The organism is Candidatus Sarcina troglodytae, assembly GCF_015708635.1.
Lineage (GTDB): Bacteria > Bacillota > Clostridia > Clostridiales > Clostridiaceae > Sarcina > Sarcina ventriculi.
Map to the genome: position 1 here is coordinate 1,432,525 of NZ_CP051754.1, position 16,841 is coordinate 1,449,365.

Genomic DNA, 16,841 nt, shown 5'->3' on the forward strand with positions numbered 1-16,841 from the left:
TTTTTTTGCTATAAATATCATTTATTATATTTTAAAAAATTTAAATTTATATTAAGGTACCATATTTAAATCTTAAAAAATAAATTTTAAATTTAGCATCTTAACAATTAGGTTAATAGTATTTTGTAACTATCCTTTTTATAGGTGTATGATATTTTGTAATCATCCTTAAAATGCTTTAGTGTTGTCACGCACAAATATTTAAATAGCAAACTTAAGTTAACTTATATTATTATACTTGAATGAAACTTTTATAATCTTATAAATTCTTGGGTAATATTTTACTAACTTAAAATAAATTTACCAAGCTATCCCCGCAGTTTCTACGGTTTTAGTTAAGAAATAATATATATATCTTAACTACATTATTATATTTACCACATTATTATGTTTTTATTCACATTACTTAGATATTTTTATTAATTTATTAAATATACATTTTTGTTCCTTTATTTTATTTTCATTCCCTAAAACACAAACACAATCTTGTTTTAAAACATCAGAAATCATATTTGCAAAGGAGCGTATAGTATACTTATCTGAATTTAAAATATCTTCTCTTTCTTGTTGTAGTTTATCATAAGTCAATCCTGATAAATAATAAGATGTTGCAATATACCCTTTTGTACTATTTGTTAAAGGCTGATCTTGATTTCTTATTGTTCCTATTATATATTTAGTCATTTCCTTATCATCAGCTTCAAAATTTGCTAAATAATTTGGAATATTATCATAAACATTAATGGTATCCTTTATATTAGGATCTCTATAAGATACTATATAAGTTCCACCATCTCTTCTAAAACTTGAAAATACACCATAAGCTCCACCTTTTACTCTTACATTATTCCACAAATAATCAAATCCCAAAATAGTTTCTAAAAGAGACATGCTTCCCCTATGCTCATATCCATTTAATTTATAATTTCCTCCCTTTGCAACATATTGAACGTCACTTTGAGTTAGTATTCCCTCATTTTTTTGACACATATCGAAACAATATTGATTTAATTTAATATTATTTGAAGGTAAATAATCTACTAACTCATTTATATTATTTTCAAATATTTTATAATCTTCTAGTGTACCTGAATAACTTATTATCATATTATTCTTGTTAAAAATTAAATCTCTAACTTTTTTAAGATTTTCTCTCACTTCATTTATATCGTAATTATTTTCTAAATTCGAAATAAATTCATAATAACTTAAACCTGAAATTAACTCATCATAGAATCCTCTACTATAAGAATAAGATAAAATTTTCTTTATAGCTATTCTATGCCCATTTTGTATTATTGCATTTTCTAGTCGAGCTTTCTTTTCTGATATTATTTGTTTTATTCTATTTTCATTATTAAAGTCAGTATTTAAAATCATTTCTTTTATTAAGAATAATGCTTCCTTACTCTTACTTACTAGAGCTTTAAAACCAACTTCCATAAAGCAACTATAATTATTTATATCCTCTACATTTGATACTGTTAAAGGAGTAAAACTTATTCCCCCAGTATTTATATTTATTTTATTTGAAAGTTTACCATAATCATAGTTTTTTGTATTACACTTACCTATTATATCAGCTAAAAGTGCAATATATGGAATAAGTTCCTTATCTACACCCTTTGTATTAAATAAAATACTAACGTAAGCTATTTTATTTGTGTGAAATTCATGATGAAGAGTTTTTATCCCTTGAATTTCTTTTTCTTCTAGAGGTAGTTTTTCAACATTTTTATTTATATCACTCAATGATAAACTTGGTATACACTTTAAGGACTCTTTAGTATCTGGTGTATTTTGTCTTTCCTTTAATCTTTTACTTGCATCTGCTATATTGTGAAGCTCTTTATCACTAAGATTGTTTCTTAAATCATTTAATTTGTTTAAATTCTCCTCTTCTCTCTTTTCGTTTAATCCTTTAACTGGATTTAACGAAACTAAAGCTTTATGACTATTATCTAAAAGATATTTTTGTATTATTTTTTCAAAATAATCTGTGGTTAATGCAGTCTTTATTTTTTCTAGTATGCCTTCATATTCTAAATATAATAAAGGGTCACCATCATAAAGCCAACTATCCATTATTTTTAAATAATGGATAAGCCCTTCTGGATATGAACCATAGTCACCTTCCCTAAGCTCAAATTCTACTCTATTTATTGCAGCCTCTATAAGTTCTTTGTCTATTTTATTTTCAACTAAAGATTTTAAAATATTAAATACTATTTCTTTAAATTTTTCTTCTAAACCTTCCTTAGCATTTTTAACTAATATAGTAAAAATAGGTTGCTTCATACTTGATGAAAAATCTCCTGATACTGCCTTTCCTATGTTATTTTCTATTAATGCTTTTTTTATAGGGGCTGCTGTACTTCCTACTAGAAGATATGATAAAACTTCAAAAACAAAATAATTTTCTAAATTTGGTTCACTTCCTATCGCAAAATTTAAACTATAATATGTTTTATTATCTAATGACTCATTATTTGCTATACCATAACTTATTTTTTCTTCCTTCATAGCATCAAAAGGCTTTTGTACATTTATAGATGAATTTATATCCTTTTTGTCGAAATTTTTTAAATAGTTATTTATAAATTCTAATTCTTTTTCAGTATCTCCATTTCCATACAAAAAGATATATGAATTTGAAGGATGATAATATGTTTTATGAAAATCTAAAAACTCTTCATATGTTAAATTTGGAATTTCATTAGGATCTCCTCCTGATGACAAACTATAACAAGTATCTGGATATAATACATTTGGAATCTTTCTAAAAAGAACAGAATCTGGTGAGGAATACGCGCCCTTCATTTCATTATAAACAACACCATTTATTTTTATCTTTTTATCATCTTCATCAATTTCATAGTGCCATCCTTCTTGCATAAAAATTTCTTTATATTTATATATATTAGGATATAAAACAGCATCTAAATAAACATCCATTAAATTAAAAAAATCTTTTTCGTTTCTTGAAGCTACTGGATATACTGTTTTATCTGGATATGTCATAGCATTTAAAAATGTATTTAATGAACCCTTTAAAAGTTCTACAAATGGCTCTTTTGTATCAAATTTTCTTGATCCACAAAGTACTGAATGCTCTAAAATATGAGGAACACCTGTGCTATTTTTAGGCGGAGTCCTAAATCCTATTGAAAACACCTTATTATCGTCATCATTAACTAACTTTATAAGTTTTGCACAAGTTTTTTCATGTTCAAATATCAAAGCTACTGCATTTATATCTTTTATATTTTTTATTGTTAAAAGCTTAAACCCATTATATTTATTATTTTCTTTAAACTCCATATTTCACACTCCCTAAAATCAATTTTATCAATATACTTTAAATTATTCTCATTTTTAAATAAATTAATTATTTCTATTTATTACTACAATAAATTTTATCATAATTAATTCTTTTCTTAAATGAAAATATGTTTTCATATTATAATTATTATTATAGGTTATTTATATCTATTACTTTTTATGCTATACTTTAAACTTATAATATATTATTGAAAGGAAAATTATTTATGAGTAAAACTACATTTAAAGGAAGTGCTATGTTAAACCCAGTTCCTGTTGTATTAATAGCTTCTAAAAATGCTTGTGGTTTATGTAATGTCTTTACCGTTGCATGGACCGGAACCATTTGCACAAATCCACCTATGATATCTATATCTATTAGAAAAAATCGCCTATCTTATGAATATATAAATGAAACTAAAGAATTTACTTTAAATATTCCTAGCTATTCTCTAGTAAAAGAAACAGACTTTTGTGGAGTCAAATCTGGAAGAGATGTAGACAAAATAAAAGAAATGAATTTTACTATGAAAAATAGTTCCAATATAAATGCACCTTACATAAACGAATGTTTAATATCTCTTGAATGCAAGGTTAAACAAATAATAGAACTTGGTACCCATGACCTTTTTATATCTGAAGTTCTATGTTCACATATAGACGATTCAATTATTGATAAATTGGGAAAAATCCATTTTGATAAAGCTAATCTTATGTGTTATTGCCATGGAGAATACTTTCCTATGTCCAAAAATGCTATTGGAAAATTCGGTTTTTCAGTTGTGAAAAATAAAGTTCTAAAGAACAAATATAAAATTTACACTAATAATTTTAATAAGCTAACTACAAGTACAAAAAAATCATCTAATAAATAATACACCTTAATTTAAATAATCAAAAATACAACTGTATAGAGAAAAATAAAGATACCTAAAAATAAGGCATCTTTATTTTTTAATTTCTAAGCTCATATATATCCGAAAATTCAATATTTATTTTTTCAATTATTTTTTTATCATCAACATCTATATCATTATTTATTTTTAAATCTTTTTCTTCAATTTTAATATTAGGTAATTTTAATATAAATTCTGTTCCATCCTTGTATTCTTTATTTATTTCTATACTTCCATTATGGAATTCTATTAATGATTTAACAAGAGCAAGACCTATCCCACTTCCTTCTTTTTTTCTATTTAATGACTTATCGCCTTGTACAAATCTATCAAAAACTAAATCTTTAAATTTATCTGGTATTCCAATACCATTATCTCTAACCTTTATAGTTACCCATTTATCATCACTATCCATTTCAACTAATATATCACCATTATTTTCTGTAAATTTTATAGCATTTGATAAAAGATTTAGAATTATTCTTTCTATACTATCAGCATCACATTTTATCTCAAGTTCTTCTATATATGTGTCAAATATTATATTTATATTATTATTATCCACGCATGGAACAACAGATAATACTATATTTTCAACTAATTCTACTATATTGTAATTAGAAAATTCTAAATTCATATATCCTGAATCTATCTTAGTAATATCTACTAAATTATTGATTAATCTTAACATCCTATGACAATTTTGTTTTATATTTTTTCTATATTTATTATAAGATTCCAGTAAAACTAATGCACCTTCTTCTTTCTTTACATCTAGTAATTGAACACAAGAATACAGTATATTTATAGGTGTTTTAAATTCATGAGATATATTAGCAAAAAATTGATTTCGTAAATTTTCAGTTTCTATTATTGCATTGTATTTCCTATTAATTTTATCTATCTTTTTCATAAGATTATCATCTCTAGCGACTATAACTTTTCCTAAAATGTTGTTACTTTCATCTAATATACTTGTCATTATAGCCTCTGTTTTTAATACTTGTCCACTCTTACATTTCCATTGATAATTACTAAATTCGATATTTTCTCCGCTACTTTTATCTATAATTTCTTTAACCTCTATAAATTCATCTTTTATTATAGTCTTGTAATTTATTCCTATTATCTCTTCTTTTTTAAATCCTAATTTCTCTATAACTGATTTACTTACATAAATTATTTTCCCTCTAGAATCAGTAGCAAAAATAAGATCTTCTATATTTTCAGTAATACTTTCTATCATTCTTTTATTTTTTTTAACTTCCGTATCTAATTTCTCTGTTATTTCAATTCTCCTTAATACTTCTACATAAAGCCCAACTAATAAAACCAAAAAACCTAAAAAAGATAAAATTTTATTATAATACATACTTTTTATAAATAAAATACTATAATTATATTGAAAAAATAATCTTCTTAATGTAAAAATACTTATACTTATTATAAATACCATATAGATAAATTCATTTTTAGCCATACATCTTCTAAATAAAAGCGTAAGTAAAACAAAATAAAATATTATTATTATAGCATTAAAGATCGGAAAGTATTTGCTAATAAAATAAATACCTAATATACTTCTTAAGCAAAATTCACAATAAAGACCTATTATATTAACTAATAAAGCTATAATTATTGATATATACCTTCCTTTTACTATGATTTTGCTTAATTTACTCTTGTTTTTCATAGCTAAAAATAAACATAGACACCTAAATAGAAAAGGTGCTGCCATACTATAATACAAAAAATTATCTGCTTTAAAATATAAATTAATAAATATATATTCTATAAATATACTAACATAACTTAAAATTAATATAAAAAATTCTTCATTTTTATATATTCTATAATATAAAAAACAACAAGGAACGGATATTAAAGCTAATATGCAATTAGCCCCGTCTATATACCTAGAAAACTTAAACTCCTGTATTCTATTTAAAACTACTATATATTTTCCGCAAATATATAAGGTTACTAAAATTATAATTGTAAATACAAACATGTACTTAATTAGATTTTTAGTTTTCTCGTCATACGTTTTTTTATTTTTCTCCAAATTCATAATTAATAGCATTTCTCCTATATTTTGTTATTGTTTATTATAATAACATATTTTATCATTTTTTTATTCATTTTTAAATATTTATATTTTTTTATATGAACATTTTTATTATTTAAAAATACTATATAATATATAATATTTTTAATTCTAATAGAATCTAAGTTAATACTCCCCCGTTACTTAGATTCTTTTTTATTGAAATAAAAAAATAATTATACTATTATAGTAATATAATTTATTTTTTCTTTATTTTGTAATGGAGGTAATATGATTAAACTTTTCTACACATTTTTTAAAATAGGAATATGCACCTTTGGTGGAGGGTATGCTATGCTTCCTATGCTAGAGAGAGAAATTGTTGAAAAAAATAACTGGGCGACTAATGATGAGATTTTAGATTATTATGCCATAGGGCAATGTACCCCTGGAATTATTGCTGTAAATGTCTCTACATTCATAGGATATAAACTTTATGGTGTTTTAGGTGCTATCTTTTCTACTCTAGGTCTCATTACTCCATCTCTTATTATAATTACCATTATAGCTTCAATTTTGGACAATATAACTGAAAATCCTGCAATTATTCATATATTTAATGGTATTCAATTAGTTGTACTTGCACTCGTTTTAAATGCAATTATAAACATATGGAAAAGCAGTATAAAGGACATAATATCTTTTTGTATATTTTTGGTTATTATTATTTTATCATTGCTATTTAATTTATCTCCAACAATTGGAGTTATAATAGCTGCATTATTAGGATTAGTAATTAAGCTTATAGGAGAAAAAAAATGATACTTTTTTTATTGTTTATAGAATTTTTTAAAATAGGTCTCTTTTCAATCGGAGGTGGACTAGCTACTCTACCCTTTTTATATTCACTTGCAGATAAATACCATTGGATTGATTCAACAACAATTTCAAATATGATAGCTGTATCTGAATCAACTCCAGGTCCTATTGGAATAAATATGGCAACCTATTGTGGTTTTAAAGTATATGGAATTTTAGGAGCAATAATTGCCTCTCTCTCTCTTGTACTTCCTGCTTTTATTATAATTATCTTAATTTCTAAGTTTTTAAAAAAATTCAATGAAAATTTTTATATAAAATCAATATTTTATGGAATTAAACCTGCGGTAATATCTCTAATTTTAATTCCTTGTATAACTTTAATGAAGGATTCATTTCTTTCTGATGGATATTTAAAAATAAAATCTTTGATAGTTTTTTTTATACTATTTATTCTTATTAAAAAATACAAAAAACATCCAATTATATATATTTTTTTAGGTGCAATTATTGGTTTCATTTTAAAAATATAGTTAATTGTAAAACTAATACTATACTTATAAAGTAATTCAGTATAAAATTAATTTGTAAGTATAGTTTTATTTACATAATTTATAACTTTATAGTAAAAGGAGTTAAAACTTTGAAAGAAAATCCTAAAATTAAACATTATTTTTTATTAGCAACTTATGTTGTTGTTTTAGCTTATATATTGCTAAATATTTCAAATATATATACTGTCTTTACTTACATATTTTCTATACTAAGTCCGATATTGATAGGTATAGCACTAGCATTTATTCTCAATATTCCTATGAGCTTCTTTGAAAAGAAAGTATTAAAATCTTTGGATAATAACAAAAGAATATTCATCAGAAATTTAAAAAGACCACTTGCTATATTAATTACATTGGTTATGGTATTTGGAATAATATTAACCTTGTTTTTTTTCGTTGTACCACAACTATCTCATAGTATATCAACACTTATAAATATCCTTCCATCATCCATAACATCTATTGAAAAATCGTTATCTAGTTCATTACATTCAACTGATTTATTTAATAAAATATGGCCATCTTTTGCAAATATTTGGAATGAAACTTTAACTGCCATAACTAGTATAACAGGTAGTGCAATTACTAATATAGTTAATTTAACAATAGGCATAACCACAACAATAATTAATTTTTTCATGGCTTTTATTTTATCAATTTATATGCTAGCCAGTAAAGAAAAGCTTCTTCATCAATGCAAAAAATTAATTTATGCTTTTATACCATTAAAATATGCTAATAAAATATTACGAGTTATTCATATCTCAGATAAAATGTTTTCAGCTTTTATAACAGGTCAATTTATAGAAGCTATTATAATTGGAGTTATGTGTTTTGTAGGCATGACTATTTTTTCTATGCCTTACGCAATACTTATAAGTATTATAATAAGCGTAACAGCACTTATACCTATTTTTGGAGCATTTATCGGCATAGTTCCTGCAATATTCATTTTACTTACTGTAAGTCCAGCTACAGCATTTTATTTTATAATTCTTATAATAGTAATACAACAAATAGAAGGAAATGTTATTTATCCTAAAGTTGTAGGCGGTTCTTTAGGAATTAGTGGGATTTGGATAATAATTTCCATGTTAATCGGTGCTGACCTTTTTGGAATTTTAGGAATGATTATTGGAATACCTTTGTTTGGAATATTTTATACAATACTCTCTAAAATAGTTAATTCTAGATTGAAAGATAAAAATTTAATGTAATAAAACAAATACACCTTATATATTTTAAGGTGTATTTTTTAGTATCTTTTATTAAACAAATTATCTCAAATATTTATATTTTGATTTGATAATATTTTAATTTTTGATATAATATTAATTATTATTAATTACATTATTTTCTAAATTATATATTTTTAGGAGGATTTATGTTATCTTATAAATTTTTATTCGATATTGCAGTTATTTTGCTTAGTACTAAAGCATTAGGACTTGTTACTAAGCGATTTAAACTCCCTCAAGTAGTTGGTGCTCTTTTAGCTGGTCTTGTTCTTGGCCCAGCAGTTTTAAATATATTGCATGAAACTGATTTTATACAACAACTTGCAGAACTTGGAGTTATAGTTTTAATGTTTACTGCTGGATTAGAAACCGATATTAAAGAATTAAAAAAAAGTGGTGTAGCTTCAGTTGTAATTGCTATTTTAGGAATGATAGTCCCTCTCATTTTAGGATTTATCCTTGCTAATTTTTTTAACACTAATAATTCTTTAGATTCCAGTTTATTTTTACAACATATGTTTATAGGTGTAATATTAACCGCAACATCTGTTAGTATTACAGTTGAAACTTTAAGAGAACTTGGCAAATTAAATTCAAATGCTGGTAATGCAATTTTAGGAGCAGCGATAATAGATGATATTTTAGGTATCATAGCCCTAACTATTATTTCAAGTTGTGCTTCTTCCGATACATCAACAAATATTTGGATTGTTATAGGCAAAATATTATTATTCTTTATATTATCTATTATGGTTGGAATTGTTGTCTTTAGGCTTATGAATAAAGAAATGAAAACTCATAATACTGACTTAAGACGCTTTGTTATATTTTCCTTTGTCTTTTGCTTGTTATTATCATATGTAGCTGAAGAATTTTTTGGAGTAGCAGATATTACAGGAGCTTTCATAGCTGGTCTTATATTATCTGGAACTGAACGCAAACACTATATTTTATCTAGGTTTGAAACCAGTTCATACATGCTTTTATCTCCTATCTTTTTCGCAAGTATAGGGATCAAAGTGGAAATTCCTAAAATGTCTAAAGAAATAATTATTTTTTCAATATTACTTATAATAATTGCAGTAATTTCTAAAATAATAGGTTGTGGACTTGGTGCTAAACTTTGCAAATATACAAATTCAGAAGCTTTACAAATAGGAACTGGTATGGTTTCTAGAGGAGAGGTTGCTTTAATCATGGCTAATAAAGGCAATGCCCTTGGACTTATGAGTTCTATATTTTTTGGTCCTGTAGTAATTATGGTTGTTATAACAACGATAATCTCCCCTATTCTTTTAAAATTAGTATTTCATAAAGAAAATATAAAAATTGCATAAAAATAGCTATAGAAAAATTTAAAATAAATTTTTCTATAGCTATTTTTTTAATCCATATAAATATTTAATGAATGTTTATCTAAGTTATATGTCACATCTTTTCTTTCAACGATTACTCTTATTTTATCCATAATTTTTTCATCATTTAATATTTTAGTTATAAGTTCTTTTGTTGGATTTATTGCAAAAGGATTTCTTACCGCTTTAAACATAGTATAATCTCCAGATGTATCACCATATGCATAACTCTTGTCTAAATCAATATCATATATATTTTTCAACTCTTCTATAGCTTTTTGTTTGCTTTCTCCATCCCACATAGGAACTATTTCACCATTATACTTATTATTATTATCTAACTTATATATTGTTCCCCTATAGTCATCCATGTTATATTTTTTAGACATTTCTCTAACAAGTTCTTCAGGTGATCCAGAAATAGCTATAACTATATGACCTTGTTCCTTATGCCACTTTATTCTATCTCTTGAGAATGTATAAACTCTATCTCCCTTTTGCTCTATAACTTTTTTAGCTATATAATTTATATGATATTGATCTAACCCACGTATAGCATCCATATATATGTCAACCATCTTCAATAAATATGTATCATATAATCCTTGTCTTCTGTCCCATTTCAAATAAGCTGGTCTTACATCATTTTGCCACTTTTCTTCATCTACTAATTCATATTTTATAATTTTTTTAAACACTTCTGTAATAAGACCTTCTCTATAAATTGTTCCATCTATATCAAAAAAAGCCGCAATCTTTCCCATTTTATCCTCCTACATACTATATACTTTAATTTTCAATAAATTATTAACATTATAAAATAGAAGTGCTTACAAATCAATGTAAACACTTCTTAAAATCTTAATTATTTTTTAAATATTAAACAATAGTTCTGTATAACTTGGTAGAGGCCATATATCTTCATCTACAATCATCTCTAAACTATCTACGTCTTCTCTTAAAGAATTCATATTCTCAAATACATCAAACCTATAACTATGTGCTTGATTATATGAATCATTCATTTTTTCTGCCTTTATAACCGACTCTTCAAGAATTTTAACCTTAGCATCTATAGAAGATATCAAATTTGATACTTCTTTTAATAGATTTCCTTGAGCAGAAATGTCTATTCCAAGCCCAGTAGCATTTATAGCATTTATAGATTCAGCTATTTTTGTTGAAAACTTAATACTAGCAGGCAATATTTGTTTTTTAACTATTTCCATAGCAGTTAATGCTTCTATATTTATAGTTTTACTATAGTTTTCCAAAGAAATTTCATAACGAGCTTCCATTTCTTCTCTACTTAAAACATGATGTCTTTCCATGAGAGCTTTATTTTTTTCTGCATTTAATGCTTCTATAGCTTCTACTGTTGTTTTAATATTAGGAAGACCACGTCTTTTTGCCTCTTCAACCCAAGCATCCGAATATCCATTTCCATTGAATATTATTTTTCCATGGTTTTTAACAACATCAGCTATTATAGTATTTACTTCTTCATCTACATTTTCAGCCTTTTCTAATCTATCTGCATAATTTCTTAATACATCTGCAACCATTGTATTTATAATAAAATTTGGTCCTGCAATTGAGCCTGATGAAGGTGGCATTCTAAACTCAAATTTATTTCCTGTGAAAGCAAATGGTGATGTTCTATTTCTATCTGTCGCATCTTTAAATAGTATAGGAAGTGTAGATACACCTATTGACATATTAGTTATGCCTTTAACCTTATCTTTTCCGCCAATTTCTATTTGTTTTAATATTTCAGTTAATTGCTCACCTAAGAACATAGAAATTATAGCAGGTGGAGCTTCATTTGCACCTAATCTATGATCATTTCCTGGATTTGCAGCTGATTCTCTTAAAAGTTCTGGATACTCATCAACCGCTTCTATAACAGCACTTAAAAATAATAAAAATTGTTTATTCTTCTCTGGTTCTTTTCCAGGCTCTAAAAGATTTTGTCCATCATCAGTTGCCATAGACCAGTTGTTGTGTTTTCCAGATCCATTTACACCAGCAAAAGGTTTTTCATGTAAAAGGCAAACTAAATCATGTCTTAAGGCTACTTTTTTCATTATTTCCATAACTAATTGATTATGATCTGTAGCTATATTAGTTGTAGCAAATATAGGGGCTAATTCATGTTGTCCAGGAGCTACTTCATTGTGCTCAGTTTTAGCTGATACTCCAAGCTTCCAAAGTTCTAAATCAACTTCTGCCATATACTTTGCTATTCTTTCTTTTATAGTTCCAAAATAATGATCATCCATTTCTTGTCCCTTTGGAGCCATTGCACCAAATAATGTTCTTCCTGTTAATATAAGATCCTTACGTTTATCATACAGTTTTTTATCAACTATAAAATATTCTTGTTCTCCGCCTACTGTTGTTATTACTTTTCTAGCTGTTGTATTACCAAGTGCTCTTAAAACTCTCATAGCTTCATTAGATATACTTTCCATTGAGCGAAGAAGTGGTGTTTTTTTATCTAATGCTTCACCATTATATGAGCAAAAAGCTGTTGGAATACATAAAGTTTTATCTTTTATAAAAGCAGGTGAAGTACAATCCCACGCTGTATAACCTCTTGCTTCAAAAGTAGCTCTTAACCCTCCTGATGGGAAAGAAGATGCATCTGGTTCTCCCTTTATAAGTTCTTTTCCTGAAAACTCAAGGATAACTCCACCATCATCTGTTGGGCTTATAAAAGCATCATGCTTTTCTGCTGTTATTCCAGTTAATGGTTGAAACCAATGAGTAAAATGAGTAGCACCTTTTTCTATTGCCCAATCCTTCATAGCGTTTGCAACAACGTTAGCAACCGCCGAATCTAATGGTGTTCTTTCATTTATTGTATTTTTTAAAGCTTTATAAGTAGCTTTTGGAAGTCTTTCCCTCATAATCTTATCATTAAATACGTTTGATCCGTATATTTCACCTAATTTATCCATGAACATTGCCTCCTAATTTTTAAACATATAAAAAGCGTCCTCTAATATATTAGCTCCTATAATTTAGAAGCCAACATATAGAAAACGCCGTTGCTTTCTTTTAAATAAACTTACCTCATTTATAAATCACACGAATATTATAATATTTCACCTTTGAAATATTAGTCATTTATTACAAAGTAATAATATCACACCTTAAATATTTGTTCAAGAGTTTTTAAGATTTTTTTTAATAATATATTATTAATTTCAAGTTAATTTTGTTACTATTCATTTTCTATTTTATTAAGCTTAAATTTGCCCATATCATAATCAATATCATATCTTAAACCATCTCTTAAATCATCAAAAAGAATCTTATCAACTAATAACGGCTTTAACTGTGTATTTATAACTCTTAAAATTTCACGAGCTCCAAACTCTTTAGAAGTTCCCGTATCTGCTATATATTCTATGACACTTTCTCTAAATGTTACATTTATATTTTTATTTTTTAATCTTTCATTAAATATAGCCAATTGCTTTTTAACTATATTTATTGACATATCTTTATCTATATCATTAAAAACTATAATTTTATCTAATCTATTTCTAAACTCTGGGCTAAAAAATTTTTTAACCTCTTCATTTATTACATCCTTTTTAACTTCTCTATCTAAAAATCCAACAAGATTTTTACCAACATACCTAGCACCTGCATTTGATGTCATTATAATAATTACATTTTTAAAATCTGCCTTTCTTCCCTTATTATCTGTAAGAGTTGCATAATCCATTATTTGAAGAAGAACATTTAATATATCTCTATGTGCTTTTTCAACCTCATCTAGTAAAAGAACACAATTTGGCTTTTTTCTAATTGTATCTGTTAAAAGACCACCTTCTTCATAACCTACATACCCTGGAGGAGAGCCTATAAGTTTTGAAGCTGCATGCTTTTCTCCATATTCGCTCATATCAAATCTTACAAATTCTATCCCTAAACTATTGGCTAATACCTTTGCAATCTCTGTTTTACCAACGCCAGTTGGTCCAACAAATAACATAGAAGCTACCGGCTTATTTTCATCATTAAGCCCTGCTCTTGACATTTTTATACATCTAACAACATTTTCTATAGCTGTATCTTGACCAAAAATATTTTTTTTCATTGTTGCTTCTAAGTTTTTTAAAGATTGAACCTCATTTCCTTCTACTGTTTCTTTAGGAATATTACACATCTTAGCTATTATTTTTTCAATGATACCCTCGTCTATCTTTTTAGTTCGTCTATCTTTTCTAACCATTGACATATACGCTCCAGCTTCATCTATTATATCTATAGCTTTATCTGGAAGATATCTATCATTTATATATTTTGAACTTAAATTAACAGCACTTACAAGCGCTCTATTTGTATATTTAACATTATGGTAATCTTCAAAATTCTTCTTTAATCCCTCTAATATCTTAACTGCTTCATCTTTCGATGGCTCCTTAACATCAATTATTTGAAATCTTCTACTCAATCCCTTATCTTTTTCAAAATACTTTTTATATTCATCATAAGTTGTTGCACCTATAAATTTTATTTTTCCTTCTAAAAGGTAACTTTTTATCAAACTAGCTCCATCTAAAGAACCACCTTCTAACGCACCTGACCCTACAATAGTGTGAATCTCATCTATATATACGATTGGATTTTCCCTTGTCATAATTTCATCTAATAAAACCTTCATTCGCTCTTCAAAGTCGCCTCTATATCTAGTTCCTGCAAGAAGAGAACCTACATCTAGTGAAAATATTTCAGCATTTTTAAGTTTTTCTGGTACCTTTTTCTCTACTATAAGTTTTGCAAGGCCTAAGGTTATAGCTGTTTTTCCAACTCCAACTTCACCAACATGTATAGGATTATTTTTTGTTCTTCTACAAAGTATTTGAATAGTTCTATCTAAAATATCTTGCCTTCCAATTAACGGATCTTTATTTATTTGATTAACCTCTTGAGTTAAATTTTTAGCATATTTTTTTATTATCGTTTCCTTATCTAACTTTTCTGCATCATCATATTCATCATTTAAATTATTGTCTAGAAATATTTCATCATTTGAATTTTCAAACATTATTTCACTTTCTCTATGACAAAGATCAAATAATAAATCTCTTTTATTTATTCCTTGTTCATTTAGATAATACACAGCGTAACTATTTTCAAGCTCATAAAGTGCAGAAATTATATGTTCTAAATCTATTTTATTTTTGCCACTAAATACAGCCTGTTGAGTTGCTATAAACAATATATTCTCCATCCCAAAGCTTTCCTTAGCATCTTTTCCTTCCACTTTACTAACATATTTATCTAAATAATCATTTAAATTATCTGTTAACTTTTGAGCGTCACCCCCGCAACCTTTTATAGCCTCTAAAAATCTTTTATTTTTTAAACTAGCTAATAACAAATGCTCTGGAGTAACATATTCATGCCTTTTATTATTTGCAATTTTATAAGCTTCTACCAAAATATCATTCACGGTTTTAGTTATTTTCAAATTTTATTCCTCCTCTACTGTAAGTTTGAAAGGAAATCCACTTTCAGAAGCCATTTTCATAGCTACAGTAAGTTTTGTTAAAGCTATATCATAAGGATATATTCCAGCTATTCCTATGCCTTTATTGTGAACCTCTAACATTATTTTATTTGCATCTTCTATACTTTTATTAAATATAGTAGATAAAATCTCTACCACAAACTCCATTGTTGTAAAATCATCATTATACATAAGTACCTTGAAATTTTTAGGTTTTTCTATTTTTATTTTATTCTTTTTTGTACTTTTTATATCAAATTCCATAGTGCCTCCTAGCTTGTAATCCATAATGTTTAATAATTACCAATTTATACTTTTATACAATTATATTAAAGAAATATTATAATTATCATTTAATTTTTAATGATTATTTAAACTTTTAACCTCATATTCTTCAAATCTATAAATCTGTCCTGTTGGGTTTTTTTTATTTTTAGGCACTTCTTCTAAAAACATATTATATGGTCTTACAAATCTACCACAATCTCCATATAAAGCTCTATATAAAACTAATTTTTCTTGTGTTTCTGAATGAATTACTATATCCTCAACTAAATATAAATCTCCTTTAAAATGTCTAAATATCTTTCCTTTTGACTTTTCTAAATCTATCATAATTTATATTCTCCTTAAATTTTCATCTTTATATGTGGTATATTAACTTCATAATATACATCTCCAAATTCTTTAAAGCCTACACTTTTATATAACTCTTTAACATATTCTTGTGCGGAAATTGTTATGTGCTCTTCTTTAAGTTCTTCTTGTATATATTTTATTAAATTTTCTAAAAGTTTTTTAGCCAATCCTTGTTTTCTATAATTTTTTAATACTAAAACTCTACCAATTGAACACTCATCATAACTTAATCCTTTTAAAACTATTCTTCCATAGGCTATAATCCTTCCATTATCTTCAAAAAATCCGTGATAACAAAGCTTATCTTTATCATCAAAATCCTGTTCATCTACTATCTTTTGCTCCATAACAAAGACTTCAAATCTCGATTTTACAATTTCATAAAGTTCATTTGTATTTAAATCATTAAAATGTTTTATTAAAAATTCCATAAATTCTC

The 16,841-nt window shown here is 25.9% G+C and carries 13 protein-coding genes; 5 read left to right on the plus strand and 8 right to left on the minus strand.

Annotation, left to right across the window (positions count from 1 at the left end):
- Positions 1–402: 402 nt before the first annotated feature.
- Positions 403–3,321, minus strand: coding sequence for an insulinase family protein (locus HH195_RS06435; protein ID WP_196370294.1), 2,919 nt, complete (start codon positions 3,319–3,321; stop codon positions 403–405).
- Between the two features lie 227 nt (positions 3,322–3,548).
- Between HH195_RS06435 and HH195_RS06440 the strand changes: the two genes are divergently transcribed.
- A complete protein-coding gene (locus HH195_RS06440) occupies positions 3,549–4,196 on the plus strand; it encodes a flavin reductase family protein (RefSeq protein ID WP_196370296.1) in 648 nt (215 codons plus the stop codon).
- Between the two features lie 79 nt (positions 4,197–4,275).
- On the opposite strand, the gene HH195_RS06445 is transcribed toward HH195_RS06440, so the two are convergent.
- Positions 4,276–6,288, minus strand: a complete 2,013-nt coding sequence (locus HH195_RS06445) for a PAS domain-containing sensor histidine kinase (protein WP_196370298.1) — start codon at positions 6,286–6,288, stop codon at positions 4,276–4,278.
- A 267-nt stretch (positions 6,289–6,555) separates the two neighbouring features.
- Here HH195_RS06445 and HH195_RS06450 point away from each other — a divergent pair, with 267 nt between their 5' ends.
- From HH195_RS06450 to HH195_RS06465, 4 genes are all read left to right on the plus strand, one after another.
- Positions 6,556–7,086 (plus strand): chromate transporter, encoded by a 531-nt coding sequence (locus HH195_RS06450; protein WP_196370300.1) that lies wholly within the window; start codon positions 6,556–6,558, stop codon positions 7,084–7,086.
- Positions 7,083–7,616 (plus strand): chromate transporter, encoded by a 534-nt coding sequence (locus HH195_RS06455; protein ID WP_196370302.1) that lies wholly within the window; start codon positions 7,083–7,085, stop codon positions 7,614–7,616. Before HH195_RS06450 ends, HH195_RS06455 begins: the two co-directional genes overlap by 4 nt.
- A 110-nt stretch (positions 7,617–7,726) precedes the next feature.
- Positions 7,727–8,857 (plus strand): AI-2E family transporter, encoded by a 1,131-nt coding sequence (locus HH195_RS06460; RefSeq protein WP_196370304.1) that lies wholly within the window; start codon positions 7,727–7,729, stop codon positions 8,855–8,857.
- Positions 8,858–9,024: 167 nt separating this feature from the next.
- The gene (locus tag HH195_RS06465; protein WP_196370306.1) at positions 9,025–10,215 is read left to right on the plus strand and encodes a cation:proton antiporter; all 1,191 of its coding nucleotides are present in this window, start codon (positions 9,025–9,027) and stop codon (positions 10,213–10,215) included.
- Positions 10,216–10,262: 47 nt separating this feature from the next.
- Here the strand turns inward: HH195_RS06465 and HH195_RS06470 are convergent, their stop codons facing one another.
- From HH195_RS06470 to HH195_RS06495, 6 genes are all read right to left on the minus strand, one after another.
- Complete coding sequence (locus tag HH195_RS06470; protein ID WP_196370309.1) at positions 10,263–10,997, minus strand: HAD-IB family hydrolase; 735 nt, start codon at positions 10,995–10,997, stop codon at positions 10,263–10,265.
- A gap of 108 nt (positions 10,998–11,105) precedes the next feature.
- Entirely contained in the window at positions 11,106–13,196 is a 2,091-nt protein-coding gene (locus HH195_RS06475) for a glutamine synthetase III family protein (RefSeq protein WP_196370311.1), read from the minus strand.
- 266 nt (positions 13,197–13,462) lie between these two features.
- The gene (locus HH195_RS06480) at positions 13,463–15,724 is read right to left on the minus strand and encodes an AAA family ATPase (RefSeq protein ID WP_196370313.1); all 2,262 of its coding nucleotides are present in this window, start codon (positions 15,722–15,724) and stop codon (positions 13,463–13,465) included.
- Between the two features lie 3 nt (positions 15,725–15,727).
- Complete coding sequence (locus HH195_RS06485) at positions 15,728–16,027, minus strand: ATP-dependent Clp protease adaptor ClpS (RefSeq protein ID WP_055257109.1); 300 nt, start codon at positions 16,025–16,027, stop codon at positions 15,728–15,730.
- Positions 16,028–16,123: 96 nt separating this feature from the next.
- Positions 16,124–16,378, minus strand: coding sequence for a DUF1653 domain-containing protein (locus tag HH195_RS06490; protein WP_055257110.1), 255 nt, complete (start codon positions 16,376–16,378; stop codon positions 16,124–16,126).
- A 14-nt stretch (positions 16,379–16,392) separates the two neighbouring features.
- A complete protein-coding gene (locus HH195_RS06495) occupies positions 16,393–16,833 on the minus strand; it encodes a GNAT family N-acetyltransferase (protein WP_055257111.1) in 441 nt (146 codons plus the stop codon).
- Between the last annotated feature and the right edge of the window lie 8 nt (positions 16,834–16,841).